We start from the raw sequence: 17,182 nt of genomic DNA on the forward strand, positions 1-17,182 counted from the left end.
GAGCAGAAAGCCGTAAATATTCTTTTCCAGACTGAGGAAGTTGAGGGATCCTCACATGGTAGCCTGAGCTGGCAAGGTTCCCTTTTCCTGGGATCCCACCCGGCAGCCGTTGAGCTGACTGGCTCAGGAACAATCTTATCTCAAGGTCTAGATCGAAAATCGCTTACCGCTTTTTGGCGAGCGACCCCTTGCCTGCAAAGACTTGGCGGACGGGACCCCTGCTGTTCCCGCATCCAAGCGGAAAAATCTCCGGACAAAAAAGAGGGTCATGATCGATTTTCGCTCGCAGCAGCAGCAGAAACCTTTTTAGACTAGGAGATGAAGTTCTCTCCTCACCTGGCTGTGGTTTTTTCTCGTCCTCATCCTGAACACTCTGTCTCTTCGCCTCAGGAGTTCGACGATCTCTGGTTCGACCCCGAGTCTGCCCCTCAAGACGACCTCGCAGAAGTTGATCCAGAGCGGGTTGCCGGCGGATCCCGGTTGAATGAAGACGCTGTCGATCACTACCTGAATACCATCGGTCGCGTGCCCCGCATCGATCACGCTGAGGAAATTGAGCTGTCGCGCAAAATTCAGCAAAAGCTCCTCATCGATCAAGCCCGGCAGGAATGGCGGCAACAGCGGGGGGAGGATCCCAGTGACGAGGCTTTGGCCGAGGCCCTGCAGATTTCCGTATCCACCCTACGCTCCCGCATCCGACAAGGGGAGCAAGCTCAACGCAAGCTGATCAACGCCAACCTGCGCCTGGTGGTCAGTGTTGCCAAAAAATACCTCAATCGGGGGGTGCCCTTTTTGGATCTGATCCAAGAGGGCAATATCGGGTTAATTCGGGCCACCGAAAAATTCAATGCGGAGCGGGGGTTTCGCTTCAGCACCTATGCTCATTGGTGGATTCGCCAAGGCATTACCCGTTGCATTGCCAATCAAGCACGGACGATTCGCCTGCCGGTACACATGGTCGACAAAGTGCGCCTGCTCAAGCGCACCAACCGCGAGCTGATGAAGCTGCAGGGGAGGCGGCCCACCGAAGCGGAGCTGGCAGAAGCCTTGGGCATTAAAGTCAAGAAACTGCGCATGATCCAACAGGCTGCTGCTTTGCCCCTGTCGCTGGATGTGCCGGTCGGCCAGGAAGGAGAAAGCCGCCTTGGAGATTTGCTGCAAGATGAGCGGCAAGAGCAGCCCTTTCAAGGGATCCTCGTGCAATCGATGCAGCAGGATGTGCGTTCTGCCATGCAAACCCTGAAGCCGATTGAGAGGCAAGTGCTGGAGTTGCGCTATGGGTTAGACGGGCAACAGGCGAGAACCCTGCGGGAGGTGGGGGATCACTTCAACCTAACGCGGGAACGGATTCGTCAGATCGAGCGGGATGCCCTGCGCAAGTTGCGGGTGGGCTATTCTTCGCGGGCTTTGGCTCAGTACATTCGCTAGTGGCTACAGACCCACAGACCGATTTCCTGGCCAGCTTCTGCCCAGGGATAGCCTTTTTTCAATCTTCTTGGGTTGAACACCATAGCCCCTTGCAGCGGCGATGATAAGGATCCCTTATCCCCTGAGCCTATTGGGGCTGATGACCCCCCGGCTACCTCATCTTCACGACCAGAGCCAGTGGGAAGGACTTTGGCAGCTAACCTCTTTGGTCGTTGAGGAGTTGGCTGATCGGTTTCCTCTGGCGCTCAGGCATTGTAGTCATTCCAAACGAGATTGAGACACTCCCGCTGCCGCCCAAACGCTTCGCGCCGCTGCCGCGACCCCTCTCCCAGGGGGAAAAGGATTGGTCCGCTGGCTTGACTTCCCAGAGGTGCCTAGGATTCGGAACACCTGTGCGCCGAGAAAGAAATTCTTAAAAAGCCTTCGCCAGCCACAAAACCGCATTTAGGATTGGCTTCGAGGAATAGTCAGCGAGTAACCTGCGTCTTTGTTTCCAGATGGCCCGATACCAAGCCGGCTAGGCTTTTTCAGCCCAGCCTCTTTTTCAGTGCAGATGCTCGAGTCGTCAGCCCAGTCTTTGCTATGCCTTCAACTGCAATGGATTCTTCGATCTTTCATCAATCCCAACCTTCTTCCCAGCGGAATCCTGTGCTCTCAGACAAGCTTTCCCTGCGTATGGGACAAGCCCTACTGGGGTTAGCATTGGCCACTTGGCTGCTGATGGGGTTAGGCAGTGCCACCCGCGTCATGAATGCTGGGCTGTCCTGTCCAGATTGGCCCCTTTGCTACGGGGCAATTGTGCCCAGCCAGCAGATGAACCTGCAAGTCTTTTTGGAATGGTTTCACCGCATGGTGGCTTCTGGGGTAGGCTTGGCTACGCTGGTTCTGATGGGGTTTGCTTGGCTGAAGCGTCAGGCATTGCCTGCGTGGCTGCCCTGGGGTTTGAGTTTGGCTTTTGCCCTGGTCTTGGTGCAAGGGATCCTGGGTGGGCTGACGGTCACGGAGCTGCTGCGCTTTGATATTGTGACGGCCCACTTGGGCACGGGCCTGCTGTTTTTTGCCACTTTGCTCACCCTGGGATTACTGATCTGGACAAGAGCCGGTTCTAAGGACTCCATCCTGCCGCTGCGACTGGGTGAAGGGCCATTTTCCGTCGGCTACTTGCCTTGGCTGGGCTTGGGGGCGGTGCTGCTGGTGTATGTCCAGAGCCTTCTGGGCGCCTTGGTGGCCTCCCAATGGGCTTTGCATCAATGCTTTGCTGCCGGCGAGCTGTGCTGGGTGATGAATAGCCACTTGCTGGGGGTTGCTCCGGCCACCCTTGGGGTGTTGGCGGTAGCGGTGGCCACCGGGCTGCGGCGTAAGCGGATCCCCCGCCTTCTCAAGTTCTTGGGCCATGGGTCTGTTGGCCTGCTGTTGGCCCAGGTGGGGATCGGTGTTTTGACCTATCATTACCGGCTGCAGGTAGAACCCCTAACGGTGGCCCATCAGATGATGGGGGCAGCTTTGCTGGCCTGTCTGCTGGGTTTTACGGTGCTGGCCTGGCGAATGCGAACCCAGGGGGAAGAAGGCCAGTGGATGGCCATGACCGCAGAAATGACCGGTGAGTGAATTTCATGCAAGATAGCGTTTTAGTCGACCGTCAGGCTTCCTACCAGAACCCGATGGGGGGGATCCCCTCTGAGCAGAGCCCATGTGCTCTGGGGTGCGAGCGCCAGGCGCTTGTCCGGGTTTTGCGCAGCTACAGCCAGTTGGTGAAGCCCAAGATCATCGCCCTCTTGCTGATGACGACGGCTGGGGCCATGTGGATGGCAGGCAACACCGACCCGTTCAGGTTTTTCATCACCCTTTTGGGGGGAGGAATGGCGGCGGCGGCAGCCAACGTCATCAACATGGTGTATGACACCGATATCGATCGGATGATGGAGCGAACCCGCCATCGTCCCCTGCCTTCCGGTCGAATCCGGGCGCGGGATGCTCTGATTTTTTCGGGGATCCTGGCTTTGGCTGCCTTTGGGTTGTTGGCTATTTTCACCAACCTGCTGGCTGCCGGTTTGGCCATGTCGGGGATCCTGGTGTATGTGGGGGTCTATACCCACTGGCTGAAGCGTTCCAGCACGCAAAATATTGTCATCGGTGGAGCGGCAGGAGCGATCCCACCTTTGGTGGGCTGGGCAGCAACCACAGGCGAGCTCAGCTGGGCCGCGTGGGTGATGTTCGCCATCATCTTTTTGTGGACTCCACCCCACTTCTGGGCTTTGGCCATTCTGAAGCGGGAAGACTATGCCCGTGCCGGGGTGCCGATGCTGCCGGTGGTCGCGGGCGAAAGACTCACTGCCGCACAGATTTTGCTCTACGCGCTGCTGATGGTTCCGGTCAGCCTGTTGCTGGTTTACCCCTTAGGGATGCTGGGATCCTTTTATCTGAGCGTCGCGGCGCTGCTGGGATCCCTCTTGGTTTGGAAGGCGGTGCAGTTGCTGCAGGATCCCTGCGACCGAGATCGGGCGGCCTCGCTCTTCACGTTTGCCAACCTGTATCTGCTGCTGTTGTGCGGGGCCATGGGTCTGGATAGGTGGTCGTTAACCCACATCCTCTGGAGCCAGGCCACTGCGTCCCTCCAAGGGATTTACACCACCCTCATAGCACTGGCCAGCTGACTTGCGCGAATGGGGGATCCCTGGGTTGATAACCCCCGTTGGCCAGCCGGTTTTTCCTCAAAATTGCGGCCCATTCTCAGAGAGTGACACTCCATACCGTGCAGGGTAGAATGAGCCAATCATTAGCCAACCAAGACACACCCGGCCATGACCAATGAGGAAATTGAGACGCGGTTTGTCCAGTTGGCCGAAGCTGTGACCAGGGTGGCCAATACAGTTGCCCAGGTTACCGATGCTCAGCTTGCCTTGCAGACCCTTTCAGGGCGTCTCGCCGAAGTCGTCCTGGAGTTAAGGCAGGAAGTGCGAGAATTGCGGCAGGAGCTGAGAGAATTGAGGCAGCGGCAGGCTGAATCGGATCAACGCTTTGAGGTTCTCCTTCAGGAAATCCGCTTCTTAATCCGCCGTCAGGGAGAGGGGCAAGCGTGAGTTGGGAAATCGCCTGGTGGAAGCCCCTGAGATAGGTCAGGATCCTCTCCGTGGAAAGGGTGAAAACAGCGGAGGATCCCTTGCTGCCTAAGGTTTGCTCCCAAGCAGAATACTTTCATTATTTCAAACAGCAATGAAACGGCTTGCTGCGTCGATCCCTAACTCCCCTCTCCCAGGGAGAGAGAAGCCGGAGGTGAGGGAAGGCCGCCTTACAGGAGAGGAGTTGGGGGTAGATTTTGCCGAGCCTTTGTGGACACTTAAGAAGCCCAGAAGCCTTGCTGGATAGGACTGTCTGGGCTTGGGGAGATGTTGCTGAACCGTTTCGCAACGCATAGTCACTTATCTCACCGTCAAGGTGAAACAAACAACCGCTTGCTTCCTGCTAAGGCCTCCGGCCCGCTAGCGCAAGCAGTAGAAATAGATGGTAATAGAAGCCACGACTGCTATCGGCCCTCTGGGGATGGAGCTTAGCGGACTTGAACCGCTGACCCCTTCAATGCCATTGAAGTGCTCTACCAACTGAGCTAAAGCCCCAATCACTTGGCTTCGAGCCAGAATCCCGCTCAAGGATCCTACCCTCTACTCCAGCTTACACTGGCAACCTGCAGAAGATGCCTCAGCGGTAAAAAACGCTGGAACCTGATCGTAAATAAGTGGAGGATCCTTGTCAATAGCTTGGATGGCTCAACCGAGATGAGGAGTTTGCTTGGTTCTCAGCCTTTTGGTGTCAGACGTTGCGAGAAGCCCGCGGGGTGGTAGAACGGAGTCAGTGGCAATTGAGGGGCCTGTGACACAAGAAACTCAGCTTAACCGCATTTTGGCGGCTTCTTTGCTGGTCGTCTGCCTTATTGCGGCCATTGTCGGGGGCACGCGCCCTGCCCCAGAGCCTACCCGAGGCGGGGTTGGCCTAGAGGCTGCACGGGGGGCGGAGCGCATCGAGGTGGTCACCCTGGAAGGAACGATAGGCGGCCCAGGGAGTTCGACTTTGGTAGGCCTGCCCACTTCTCCTGTGGAACAGTTGCGGGAGGCAGCACGGGATCCCTCTGTCAAGGCTGTATTGCTGCGCATCAACAGTCCCGGCGGAGCTGTGGGATCCAGCCAGGAACTCTACCGTGCCGTAACTGCTCTGCACGAGGCGGACAAGCCGGTGATCGCTATCCTAGAAAACATTGCTGCCAGTGGGGGGTACTACGTGGCCAGCGCTGCCGACAAAATCTATGCCAACCCTGGCACCCTGACCGGCAGCATAGGGGTTATCATCAGCGGCCTCAGCTTTGGTAAGTTGCTGGAGAACTACGGCATAGAGCCGCAGACCTTCAAAACCGGCGAGTACAAAGACCTTCTCTCTCCTTTCCGCAGTGCCACTCCTCAAGAGCAGCGCCTTCTGCAAAACTTGGTGGAGGATACCCTCGAGCAGTTCATTCGCGATGTGGCCCAAGGACGCCAGCACTTGCCAGAAAAGGCAGATGAGGTGCTGGAAGCAGAGATGATCGCGCGACGGCAGAGCTTGGATGAAGACCGGGTGCGACAATTGGCCGATGGACGCATCTTCACCGGGGCGCAAGCTGTGGAGGTGGGCTTGGTGGATGCTTTGGGGGGGTACACGGAGGCGGTGGAGGATCTGCGGCGCATGACCGGGGATCCCTCTTTGTCGCCGGCGGGTGAGGGAGAGGGCTTCCAACGAGTACTGCGACGCCTGTTAAGCCAAGGACTGTCCTCGCAAAGGCAAGCCGCTTGGCTGGGCCGGCTGTTGGAGAGCAACGAGGCTGTTGGGATCCCAGACGTGCCGTTGCTGTGGATGGCGCCGGAGTGGACTTTGCGCTAAACCTAAATCTAATCAGGACGGGTTTTGGGTGTGGGGGGTGAACGGTGAATCGAGAACCGGTTGCGCCGGCGGCGCAGGGCACTTTGAGAGCAGCTGCTCTGGGAGTGCAGGGCAATACTTGGAGAGAGGGATCCCAGAAGGCCAATTCCTTGGCGGAGCTGGATTGGGCCATCGACCTGGAGCTGTTGACCAGTCGGGCTTGGGTGGAAATTGACGCAGCCCAGCTGCGAGAAAACCTGCGGCTGTTGCAGAGGCGCCTAGGCTCAAACGTCGAGATCTGGGCGGTGGTGAAGGCCAATGCCTACGGGCATGGGGCGCAGTTGGTGGCTCCCGTGGCTGTTGCGGCTGGGGTCAAGGGGCTATGTGTGGCCACCCTGGCCGAAGGGATCGAGTTGCGGCAAACGGGGCTGCAGGCTCCGATTCTGGTGTTGGGAGCTTTGAATACCTGGGCAGAACTACAGCAGGCCATGGCAGCCCGGTTGGAGGTCAGCCTCACCTGTGCAGACCAAATCCCGCTGATGCGCCAGGTAGCCCGTTGGGCCGGGCGCCCCGTCCCGGTGCATGTCAATGTGGATACGGGTATGACCCGTTTGGGGATCCCCTGGAAGAAAGCTGCAGCCGTGTGGGGGCAGATTTGTCGGATCCCGGAGCTGGAAGGCTGTAGCTTGTTTTCCCATTTGGCGACGGCGGACGAGCCCCATTCTCCGGTCATGGAACAGCAGCACGCCCGCTTTGCCCAGGTGGTGGAACAGATCCGCCAAGCCGGGGATCCCTTACCGGCGCTGCATCTGGACAACTCAGCCGCCGCTCTGGCCCATCTCCACTACTCCCGTGTGCGCCTGGGACTGGCCCTCTATGGCTTGTCGCCTGCCCCCCACTTGCAACTGCCGGGTCTGCAGCCGATTCTGCGGCTCAAGGCGCGGCTGACCCACATCCAAACTGTGCCTGCCCAGACCGGAGTGAGCTATGGGCATCGCTACATCACCTCTCGCCCCAGTCGCATTGCCACTCTGGCCATCGGCTATGCGGATGGGATCCCACGGCGGCTTTCCGGCTGGCTGCGAGGATGGGTGCGCGGCGGCTTGATCCAACAGGTGGGCACAATCACGATGGATCAATGTATGTGGGATGTAACCGAGAGGCCGGATATCCAGGTGGGGGATGTGGTGGAGCTGCTGGGCCCCAATCTGGCAAATGCGGGTTTATCTGTGCAGGATTGGGCCGATCAGTTGGGTACTATTTCCTATGAGTTGCTGTGTGGACTTTCTGACCGTCTGCCAAGAGTGTTGGTTAATTCTCTGGGTTTTGATGATGCCTGACACGACAGATTGGATTGCCTCAAGCACGGATAGGAGCGGGCCAGAGGCTGTTCGCGTCGGCAGCAGGGGATTTGGCTTGACGTGTCAACAGAGAGTAGAGCAGCATCGAAGGTAATCGAGGGCACTCCTGATCACTGAAAACAGTGACTTGGCGGCGGATTAGGTTCCCATTGGGAGGTAGCGATGGCGGAGCAACATAAGCCTCTGAAGAGCCTGGAAAATCAAATGGAACGGGCTGTTCTGGAGATGGTCAATGAAATCCTGCTGATGGAGAGTCAACAGCGCTACTGCTTCTGCGAGAAATTCTGTAACGATGCTGCCGCCCTGGCTTTGAACAACCTCCAGCCTCGATACGCCACCAGTTTTCACGGCTCTCTCCGAACTTTAGAAGCCATTCAAGCGGATCAGGAGTTGCAGAGGCTGATCCGGTTAGAGGTGGTGAAGGCCATGGACAAGGTGGCGGCCAATCCCCGTTGCCCGGAGCCTGAATGTCCTTTGCTGCTGCGCGACGCCGAGACGATAGAGTTAGAACTGGCCCCTAGCGACAATTGAAGGAATGGCTCTGATGGAGCTGCGCTCCGCTGGCGCGAACGTTTCCCCTTCGCCGGTGGCCTTTCTTGGCCCTGCTGGAACCTACACAGAGTTGGCAGCTTTGCTGGCCTGCCCTGAGCAGCCTCACCTGCACAGCCAGGGATCCCATCCCTTGGTGCCCTACCCAACGATCAGCGCCTGTTTAGAAGCGGTAGCTGTCGGCCAGCAACAATGGGCGGTGGTGCCGGTGGAAAACTCGGTGGAGGGGGGGGTCTCGATGACCTTAGACGCCCTCTGGCAACTGGAGGGGCTAGGGATCCGACAGGCGCTGATCCTGCCCATTCGCCATGCCCTCATCGGACGTGCCTCGCGGTTGGAGCAAATTGAGCAGGTCTACTCCCACCCGCAAGCTTTGGCCCAATGTCAGGCTTGGCTGAGATCCCATCTGCCCCAGGCCACTTTGATCCCAACCCGCTCGACCACCGAAGAATTGGACCGCCTGCAGGAGCAGCCCAACGCCGCCGTCATCGCCTCAGAACGAGCTGCCACCCTCTACCAACTGCCGGTCTTGGCCTGCCCGATCAACGATCACCCCGACAATTGCACTCGCTTTTGGGTTATTGGCCGTGCGCCGCTCTCGCGTTCCGGTCAACAGGGTGAAACCTCTGCCGATCCTGCTTCTCCGGGGGGATCCCATACTTCCTTAGCCTTCAGCCTCCCCCACAACGTGCCGGGAGCGCTGCTGAAACCTCTGCAAGTGTTTGCGGAGCGAGGCCTGAATATGTCTCGCATTGAGTCGCGCCCCACCAAAAAATCGGCAGGGACGTATGTCTTTTTTGTCGATTTGGAGAACCCTATCGGCCAACCCTATTTGGATGCCGAGGTGGTTGCGGCGCTGGAATCAATTGCTGAAACCTTGAAGCTCTTCGGCAGCTACCCTGTGCATGACCTCTGCAAACAAGGGGATCTATCCCAAGTAGCAAAAGCCCTGCCCTCTGAGGGGAAAGCGCGTCCAACGTAGAATCGAAATGACCAAGGACTGCTGTCTTGAGCGCTCAGGCAGACCAGGATCACTTCACAGGGCTCGGTAGCTTTGCCAAGCTTGCCAAAAAATGTAAAGAGAAAGAATGGCCAGGAAGCCCCGAAACAACAGACTGACGGTTTCATCGGGCAATTTGGGCAGGGTGCGTGTGCTAATCTGTACACCGATTAACCCCCCTGTGCCCAAGATTAAACCAGGGATCCAGAGCACATTTTGGTGGATAGTGCCGTCCCCCAACCCCAGGCCATTCCAGATCCAATCGCTGAGGCCCGCATGGCTGGCAGTGGCAGCAACTGCTGTGATTACAATGGCCCCCAGACTGGTCTGAATCGCCACTTTGATTGTCTCTTTCAGCAGCAGGATCTGCATTGGCACCAGGATCACCCCACCGCCGATGCCAAACAGCCCGGCCAACAAACCGGCAGCGCCACCGGTCAGGGCGCGGGCTAACCAGGGAGACATCTGTCCTGAGGACTTCGCACCACTGTCGCGAACAGCAGCAGGCGGGAACTCTGTCTCCAGGGCTTGGGTGGCCACCTTTTTGCGCAGCTCCACCAGATAAGTGTTGGCCAGCAGCAACACCCCGAAGGCTGTCAACAGCAGGTAGCTGGGAAGGCGACTGGCGATGATCGCCCCCACTTGGGCCGTAAGCAATGCGGGGATCCCCAGCAGGATCACCCGTTTCAGATCCAGCATGCCCATCCGCCAGTTTTGGATGCTGCCCGCAATCGATGTCATAACGATGGAAAGGTTGCTGGTGGCTGCAGCTTGAACCGGTGGGATCCCCAAGCTGACCTGTAAGGGCACCAGGATCGTTCCACCGCCAATGCCCAGAACCCCGGCTAGGATCCCTGCCACCAGGCCGCCAATTGCCAAGGCCAACTCCATCCCCTACCACTCCCCACCGCTGCCCTATCTTGCTGGCCAAAAAGCCGCCATCATCGTAACATTCTCCAGTCCTGGCAAGACTAGCAGGGATACATCGGTCGAGAAGCCTTGGGTGTGGGGTTGAAAAGAGGCGCATCATAATAATGTTGGACAGTAAATAACAGTAAATATTGGACAGTCGTACCGCCTTGGTGCAGATCGCGCCAGCATGTCAACTTCATCCATAGGCAAGGAAGCCTTCATGGTTGCCATCCATCCGGCAAATGATCTGGGTGCTCTGAAAAATCCGGGTTCCACGGCAAGAGGATCCCAGCCTGCTTGGTGGCCTCCATCTGGGCGGCAACAGGGAACTGTGGCCCCTCTGCAACCTCTGGGGCTGGTTGCTTTGGAAGGTTTGGCCACCTGGGGAGATCGCCTGTTGGGCTTGGATCGGGTGAGGGGCTATTTGGTGGAAATTCAAGAGCACAACACCCTGCTGCTCAATCCCCATCATGTCCATTCTTTCCAAGGCGCTTACGGTTTGTGGGTAGAGTCAGAAGGGGATCAAGCGTGGATTTGGCTCAGTCGGGAGCAAGAGGGGCAAATCTTGCGCATTCCCATGTCCGCTCTGCAGCAACCGGGATCCCTGGAAGCCTTTCCAGTGTGTAGGTGCCCCTACCCTATCGAAGGGATCGCCCTCTGGAGCGATCCCCACACGGGAAACCGCTACCTCTATGCCACCTGCTACCGACGGGGAAAAATCCTGCAACTGGATCCCAGCCGTGGCCTTATTGTGCAGGAGATGCCCGCCCCTGGGGTTGGCCGAGAACAGATTGCGGTGCAGGGAGACTACCTCTGGGTGAGCGATCGGGTGGAAGAGACGATCTACGTGCTGGAGCGCCAGACCGGGCGAGAACTGGCCCGTATCCTCACCCCTTCTCCTGGGCCGACAGGCTTGGCCCATTGGCGGGGGCAACTCTGGGTGGCCTATGCCCACGAAGAAGCCTACATCCACGACAACCCCAACGCTCCAGATCCCTTGTCGGTGGCCCTGCGCGATAAAACCTGGGTGGCCCCCCTACGCCTGCGGCCTTTGGATCCCCCTAGCTCCCCCGACCCCTCTGGCGGCAGTGGAACCGAGGCCGAGGATTCCCCCATTGCCTGTCCGGTAGTTTTTCAGCCCCAGTGTCTGGGGGAACGCGCCACCTACACCCTCTCCCACGGCTATCGGGTGGAGCTGACCTATGTGGAAGAAATTGCCCAAGAAGAGCCGCGCTTCCTGCCCGATTTGGTCTGGCGAATTGCCTTGCCCTGCAACAGCCTTCGCCAACGGGTGCGCAGCCTGCACTGGGTAGGTCTGCCGTTTGAAGTGGAAGAGCAATCTGGCCAACAGGTGGCGGTGTTTTCGCTGGGATCCCTGGGGGCCCATGAGGTGCGCTTGTTTGGCTGGCGGGCGGTGCTGGATCTCTACAGTATCAAGTACTGCATCGATCCACTGGATGTAGAGGCTGCCGTTTTGCCCAGGGAGCTACGGGATCGCTACTTGGTGGACGATGACTACCTGGCCATGGACACCTCGATTGTCCGAGAGGCAGCGCGGCTGGCCGTTGGCAGCGAGACCAACTTGCTGCGCAAAATGCTCAATATCCGGGCCTATGTTTACGACAAGCTCTCCTACCGGGTCACCTCTCGCATTGATCCGCCGGATGAGGTTTTGCGGCGTGGCTCCGGTTCTTGTGGCGAATATGTGGGGGTGCTGTTGGCTTTGGCCCGCCTCAATGGGATCCCTTGCCGCACGGTGGGGCGCTACAAATGCCCACCTCACCCAGAACTGAAAGGGATCCCGCTGTTTCCCCAGTACAACCACGTGTGGATTGAGTTTTATCTGCCCGGCTGGGGTTGGGTGCCGATGGAGTCGAACCCCGACGATCGGGGGGAGCGCCCCTATTCGCAGCGCTACTTCATGGGCTTGCCCTGGACCCATGCCGAGATCGCCAAAGGGATCCCTTTCGAGACGATCAACACCGACCAAGCCTCAATTGGGGAGCTGGCCATTAACCATGTGCAGTTTCGCATCTTAGAAGAAATTTGAAAGGCGAATAGAGTGAGAAAACGGGCCTGAGATTGGCCAACACTGCTCCGGGAGTGATTTTTGCCGAAGATAACAATGTGGCTCCTGATGTGGTGTGGGTAAGCCGCTCTCGGCTGAGAACAGCGTTAGGGGCGGATGGCAAACTGATACATTTACGCTGAACACTGCTGAGCGTTACTGCTCAGCGGTGAAGCGATAGCATTCTGTCCGTTTCCGTTGTCGCTACGCGACGCTAACGCGACCGCGTCAGCGGGACGGAGTCCAAACAGAAAGGCGGTATCCCGCAAAGCCCTGAGCATAACACCCAGAGCGCCTTGCCAATCTCGTGGTAGCCTATGGTTGCACTTTGGGCATCTAAACACCTTTGCGCCACCCAACTTAGTGTGGATGTGCCCGCACTTGGTACAGGTTTTGCTGGTGTACGCTTCCGATACTTCCACGACAACCACGTTTTTCTTTTGGGCTTGAAACTTCAGGAACTGCTTGAACCGATAGTGCGCCCAGGTGAGCATCGCCCTCGCCGTCTTGCTACCAAACTTCCTCCCCGCCTTGGCAACCATCTTGGCTGACTCGAAAGTAGGGAGGAATATCAATCGGTAGTTATCCGTCAGGAACGCCGCTACCTTACGATGGCACTCGTCCACCAAGTTCCTGATTCTCTCCCGCAGACGAAACGCCGCTTGCCGCATTCGCCTACGCTTGGGCCTCGGCGCTTTACTCAGCCTAGACTGCAGATCGTCTAGGTGGTAGCACAGCCGAGTGATTCTGCCGAAGTCCCCTTTGGCAATATCTACAAAACCTGCCCCATCAAACCCTGTAAGGAAGCTTCTTACCCCAGAGTCAAGCGCAATCACCCCCTTTGCTAACGAACACTGCTCGTTCACGGGCTCAGGGAAGATGGCATACCATCTGTCTTTCGCCCGCATTAGCTCAGTCCCACGTGCCCATTCTCTGGGCATCTCCTCGGATGCACGGAACGCCAAACCTCGGGTGAGTTTCGGATACCACGTCCCATTGCGAAAGTTGCCGGCGTTGAATTGCAGCGTATGCGACCTGTCCCGCACACTGCGAAACCTCGCGTCTTTGCTTCGGCGAAATGCCAACCACGCCTCGACGACCGCGTTCTGCTTGATGTGGCAGGGGGCGTCCTTCACCCACTCAGGCAGGTCGGAGCGCAGGATGATGTCCCGCAGCTTTCTGGCCGTTTTTGGGGCACCATGCTGACGCTGATAGGCAATCGCTTGGTTGTAGCAGTACCGGCACGCCGCTTGCCACCGCTTCCAGACTTTAGCCAGCGCTGGCTCCGGATAAATCCGTATCTTTCTCGATTGCAGCCCGGTATTTTCTGAGTCCGTAGAGCCGACTGCTGAAGCAGTGCAGGATGGTGAGGATATCCTCAACCAGTTCCTGTTGGGGAGAAAGGTGATCGTCATCGAGAACCAAGATTTCGCATCCGTATTGACGGCAGTACCACTCAACGAACTCAAATCCAAACCGGCAGAGTCGATCCCGGTGAGCGACCACAATTGTTCCGACATCTCCCGCACGAACTCGTTCCAATAAGGCAAGGAACTTCGGTCTTTTGAAGTCGAGACTGCTGCCAATCTCTCCGACCACCTCGGCTCCAGGATAGAGGTTAACCAGTCTTGCAATCTGTCTCTCCAAGTCTGGCTTCTGTCCTCGACCGCTGACTCGGGCGTACAAAACGACTCGCTTGGCCTTTTTGGGCGCTCTGATGTAGCTGTCGAGGTCATACCTTCTCGCCCTACCGGATGGTGTACGTACTGCATGGATCCAGCCCTTCTGTTCCCATCGCCTCAAGGTGTGGAGACACACCCCGAAATAATCCGCCGCTTCTCTCAGTTTTACATATCTAGCCATGCCAAGCGGCCATACTGAACATACTGTACATTATTTTCAGTATAGTCCAGCGTATCATTGACTAGAGTCATGCTCCACAGTGCCCCAGAATCGGCGGTAGGAGTGCTGAGCCCTGGAGCTCGCAATATTGGCCAAGATAAGCAAACTAAGCTCAAGCTTTACAGTCGGCTTGGGCTACAGGAGTATTGAGTGGTGGACTGGCAACAGCAACAAATAGAGCTGCACTCCGCGGGCGCGAATGTCGCTTTTTCTTCCCCAGCCTGATGCTGGAATGGCTATGGGCCAACAACAGGGCTCTGCCCCCATCTGGGGCTTGCGTTAAAGACTAGGATAGGAGACTACGGCGGGGCTTGGCTTCGCTCCAGGCACATCCATCCAAAGCAATCCGCTCTACCTCCGAGGCCAGCCTCAATGCTTTCAGGGCCTGTTCCCCACCTACAGAAGGTTGGTTGCCCCCCCGCACGCAATTGATGAAGTGCTCCAGTTCGGCATGCAGCTTGTCGATATTGTCGGTGTGGACTTTCTCAATCAAACAATCCCGCTGGTAGGGCATTTGGCCGTAGTCGCTGGTGCTGCCGACGGATCCCTGGCGGTACACCGAGATCTCATTGTGTAGAAAATCCGCTTCTACCAAGGCATTCTTGCAGTGGACGGCAATTTTGCGCACCTTGCGGTGGGTGACCTTGCTGGCAGTGAGGGTGGCGATGGCACCGTTGGCAAAAGTGAGAGTAGCCGTGACGTAGTCCAGGTAGCCCAGCTTGGAGATGCGGTTGCCGCTGGCGGTAATCTGGGTCACGGGAGATGGGATCAGCTCCAGCAACAGATCGATGTCGTGGATCATCAAGTCGAATACCACCGACACATCGCTGGCGCGGTCGGAATAGGGGCTGAGACGGTGAGCCTCGAAAGCCAGAGGTTCTTCACTTTGCAAGACTTGGCCCAGCTTTTGGAAAACAGGGCTGAAGCGCTCGATGTGCCCCACCTGCAAAATACAATTGCAATCGGCAGCTCGGTTCACCAGCGATTCTGCTTCGCTGATGCTGGCAGCGATGGGCTTTTCGATCAGCACATGTACCCCGGCCTCCAGGCAGGCCATACCCACCTCATGGTGCAGAACCGTCGGCACGGCAATGGCCACGGCAGCTACGTGGGGCAGCAGATCGCGGTAGTCCTCATAAAAATGAACGCGGTGGCGGCTGGCCACATCCAATCCCCGTTCCACGTTGATATCCGCTACCCCCACGACCCGCACATCCTTCATCAGGCTGAAAACGCGGGTGTGGTGCTGGCCCATGTTGCCTACCCCGATCACCCCAACCGGGACAGCTTGCTCTGAATAAGCCAGTGGACGGCGGGGAGAGTTGGCAGAACTCGGGCAGGATCGGGCCATGACGTTTCCACTACCTCCACCACAAGGGTTTCGCGAACCTCGCTCCATCTTTCGGTAACGGAGCGCCGCATTTCACGAAACAAACTTCACAAAGCTTACCATGCCTCCCTTAGATCCAGTTCAAGCCGGGGATGGGCGGCAGGTGCAGCGGGGGCTGTTGGCAGGATTGGGGGCTGAAACAGAACAGCGGCACCGGGCTAGAGCGAAACCACATGCGGGCGTAGAATCCGCTTGGACTGAGGGGCAGGCCAAGCCAAACGGGGAAAAAGAAGACAAAGGACGCCAAAACCAAGGCCACCGCCGTGATGCTCGCCCCGCGCCAAAAGCGGCGATAGCTCTGCCAGCCCAGCAGCACCAACCAAGCCAGGGCTAGGGTGCTAAACGCCAGGGCGCTCATGTAGTGGTAGATAAAAACGCAGCGGCTGACCCTAAACCAAGGCAGGTAATTGGCCGCATAGCCGATCAAAATGAAGGCTTCGAGACCGTGAAAGTGGCGGATCCCTCGCCAGACAAGCACCAAGATGGATCCCGTCCCCAGCCACCACAGCCAAGGATTGCCCAAGCCATGAACAGCTTGCCAGAGGTTGCCCTGACTGCCGAAGTAGTAGGCCACGGGGCGGCCCAAAATTGGCCAGGACCAAGCTCCTGCCGAGGCCAAGGGCGTAGTCAGCCAAGGACGCAAAGCCGGGAACCAAGCCACCAGGGATCGCAAGCTGGTGGAGCAGTAGGGGTGAACAGGGGTCTCTTCGTTCACCACCAGGTGGGCTGCCATGTGGCCGCCGTAGATGGATTGGTTGATGAGCACCAGGGATCGGAAATAATTCTGGATGCCCGTCCAGCTCCAATCCAGAGTTAGTCCCTGTTGGGGATTCAGCTGCAGGTGCGGGATCCACTGAATGGCGTAAAAGGCCAGCGGAGCGAGGATGAAGCAAAACACATAGTGCCACCAGCGCAGATGACGAATCTGGCTCAAAATGCCCAACCGTGGGATCCACTGCGGGCGCAGCCAGACCACTCCCCAGACGAGGATCCCCAACAGAGCAAACATGAAGGCAAACCAGAGGCCATTCCACTTCACCGAAGCTGCCGCCCCCAACAGGATCCCGGAGCAAGCAAAGTGAGCAGCCCGTTGCCAACCTTGGTTTTCTAGACCTCTGAGCAACAGAATGGTCGCTGCCAGCCCAAAGGCTACCAGATACACGTTGATCAGGCCAAAGCGGGATTCCACCAGAAACACCCCATCGGTCAGCAGCAAAACCCCGCTCAACAGAGCAAAGCCCACGTGGTAGGTGAGGCGGTAGGCTAAGCCGGTCAGCAACAGAGGGATCAGGGATCCGCAAAAAGCAGTGGCGAAGCGGAATCCCCACTCGTTGCGGCCAAACACCTGAATGCTAAGGGCAATGAAGTACTTGCCCAAGGGGGGATGCACATCGTAAAAAGCCTTGCCATCCAAGTAATTCTGGGCAAACTCCGGGAAGTACACCTCATCGAACACAGGTGCCGGGAACTCGTCCAGCCGCCACAGGCGCAACCCCAGACCCACCAGAAAGATCCCCAGCGCTCCCCATACCAGCCACTGTCGGGATCCCACAGCACTGTGCGGGGATCCGAGGATGGGCCCAGACAGCAGCAAGCTGCCCTGAGACCGCTCCGGCCCGGGGTCAATGGGGGTTGGCTCTCCAGTCATGGATAGGGCACTCTCAACACTCCGGCGAGGATCCCCAGGG

At 57.8% G+C, this 17,182-nt stretch carries 14 protein-coding genes and 1 tRNA gene; 9 read left to right on the forward strand and 6 right to left on the reverse strand.

What is annotated here, in order from left to right; all coding sequences use genetic code 11:
* The first annotated feature begins 318 nt into the window (after positions 1–318).
* The 4 genes from ACVW0C_RS01655 to ACVW0C_RS01670 all read left to right on the forward strand — a co-directional run bounded on the left by ACVW0C_RS01655 (position 319) and on the right by ACVW0C_RS01670 (position 4,508).
* Positions 319–1,428, forward strand: a complete 1,110-nt coding sequence (locus ACVW0C_RS01655) for an RpoD/SigA family RNA polymerase sigma factor (RefSeq protein ID WP_457384126.1) — start codon at positions 319–321, stop codon at positions 1,426–1,428.
* Positions 1,429–2,103: 675 nt separating this feature from the next.
* Entirely contained in the window at positions 2,104–3,036 is a 933-nt protein-coding gene (locus ACVW0C_RS01660; RefSeq protein WP_457384127.1) for a COX15/CtaA family protein, read from the forward strand.
* 53 nt (positions 3,037–3,089) lie between these two features.
* Positions 3,090–4,082 carry a heme o synthase gene (locus ACVW0C_RS01665; protein ID WP_457384164.1) on the forward strand — a complete coding sequence of 331 codons (993 nt, stop codon included), beginning with the start codon at positions 3,090–3,092 and terminating at the stop codon, positions 4,080–4,082.
* Positions 4,083–4,229: 147 nt separating this feature from the next.
* Positions 4,230–4,508 carry a hypothetical protein gene (locus tag ACVW0C_RS01670; protein WP_414343242.1) on the forward strand — a complete coding sequence of 93 codons (279 nt, stop codon included), beginning with the start codon at positions 4,230–4,232 and terminating at the stop codon, positions 4,506–4,508.
* Between the two features lie 461 nt (positions 4,509–4,969).
* Here the strand turns inward: ACVW0C_RS01670 and ACVW0C_RS01675 are convergent.
* Positions 4,970–5,042: transfer RNA gene (locus ACVW0C_RS01675), tRNA-Ala, on the reverse strand.
* Between the two features lie 253 nt (positions 5,043–5,295).
* Between ACVW0C_RS01675 and sppA the strand changes: the two genes are divergently transcribed.
* The 4 genes from sppA (at position 5,296) to pheA (ending at position 9,204) form a co-directional block, all read left to right on the forward strand.
* Complete coding sequence (sppA, locus tag ACVW0C_RS01680) at positions 5,296–6,333, forward strand: signal peptide peptidase SppA (protein ID WP_457384128.1); 1,038 nt, start codon at positions 5,296–5,298, stop codon at positions 6,331–6,333.
* A gap of 44 nt (positions 6,334–6,377) precedes the next feature.
* The gene (alr, locus tag ACVW0C_RS01685; protein WP_457384129.1) at positions 6,378–7,652 is read left to right on the forward strand and encodes an alanine racemase; all 1,275 of its coding nucleotides are present in this window, start codon (positions 6,378–6,380) and stop codon (positions 7,650–7,652) included.
* A 183-nt stretch (positions 7,653–7,835) separates the two neighbouring features.
* On the forward strand, positions 7,836–8,204 hold the full coding sequence (locus ACVW0C_RS01690; RefSeq protein ID WP_414330167.1) for a late competence development ComFB family protein: 369 nt from the start codon (positions 7,836–7,838) through the stop codon (positions 8,202–8,204).
* A gap of 13 nt (positions 8,205–8,217) precedes the next feature.
* On the forward strand, positions 8,218–9,204 hold the full coding sequence (pheA, locus tag ACVW0C_RS01695; protein WP_457384130.1) for a prephenate dehydratase: 987 nt from the start codon (positions 8,218–8,220) through the stop codon (positions 9,202–9,204).
* A gap of 54 nt (positions 9,205–9,258) precedes the next feature.
* Here the strand turns inward: pheA and ACVW0C_RS01700 are convergent, their stop codons facing one another.
* A complete protein-coding gene (locus tag ACVW0C_RS01700; RefSeq protein ID WP_457384131.1) occupies positions 9,259–10,113 on the reverse strand; it encodes a sulfite exporter TauE/SafE family protein in 855 nt (284 codons plus the stop codon).
* Between the two features lie 352 nt (positions 10,114–10,465).
* On the opposite strand from ACVW0C_RS01700, the gene ACVW0C_RS01705 reads away from it, so the two are divergent.
* Positions 10,466–12,184 carry a transglutaminase-like domain-containing protein gene (locus tag ACVW0C_RS01705; protein WP_049749614.1) on the forward strand — a complete coding sequence of 573 codons (1,719 nt, stop codon included), beginning with the start codon at positions 10,466–10,468 and terminating at the stop codon, positions 12,182–12,184.
* A gap of 152 nt (positions 12,185–12,336) precedes the next feature.
* On the opposite strand, the gene ACVW0C_RS01710 is transcribed toward ACVW0C_RS01705, so the two are convergent.
* From ACVW0C_RS01710 to ACVW0C_RS01725, 4 genes are all read right to left on the reverse strand, one after another.
* Positions 12,337–13,584: an RNA-guided endonuclease InsQ/TnpB family protein gene (locus tag ACVW0C_RS01710; protein ID WP_457384132.1), complete on the reverse strand. Its 1,248-nt coding sequence runs from the start codon at positions 13,582–13,584 to the stop codon at positions 12,337–12,339.
* Complete coding sequence (locus tag ACVW0C_RS01715) at positions 13,472–14,065, reverse strand: IS607 family transposase (RefSeq protein ID WP_457384133.1); 594 nt, start codon at positions 14,063–14,065, stop codon at positions 13,472–13,474. Before ACVW0C_RS01715 ends, ACVW0C_RS01710 begins: the two co-directional genes overlap by 113 nt.
* Before the next feature lie 325 nt (positions 14,066–14,390).
* Positions 14,391–15,455 (reverse strand): Gfo/Idh/MocA family protein, encoded by a 1,065-nt coding sequence (locus tag ACVW0C_RS01720; RefSeq protein WP_011432295.1) that lies wholly within the window; start codon positions 15,453–15,455, stop codon positions 14,391–14,393.
* Positions 15,456–15,564: 109 nt separating this feature from the next.
* Positions 15,565–17,142, reverse strand: coding sequence for a phospholipid carrier-dependent glycosyltransferase (locus ACVW0C_RS01725; protein WP_457384134.1), 1,578 nt, complete (start codon positions 17,140–17,142; stop codon positions 15,565–15,567).
* Positions 17,143–17,182 lie beyond the last annotated feature (40 nt).

Source organism: Thermostichus sp. OS-CIW-26, from assembly GCF_054058395.1.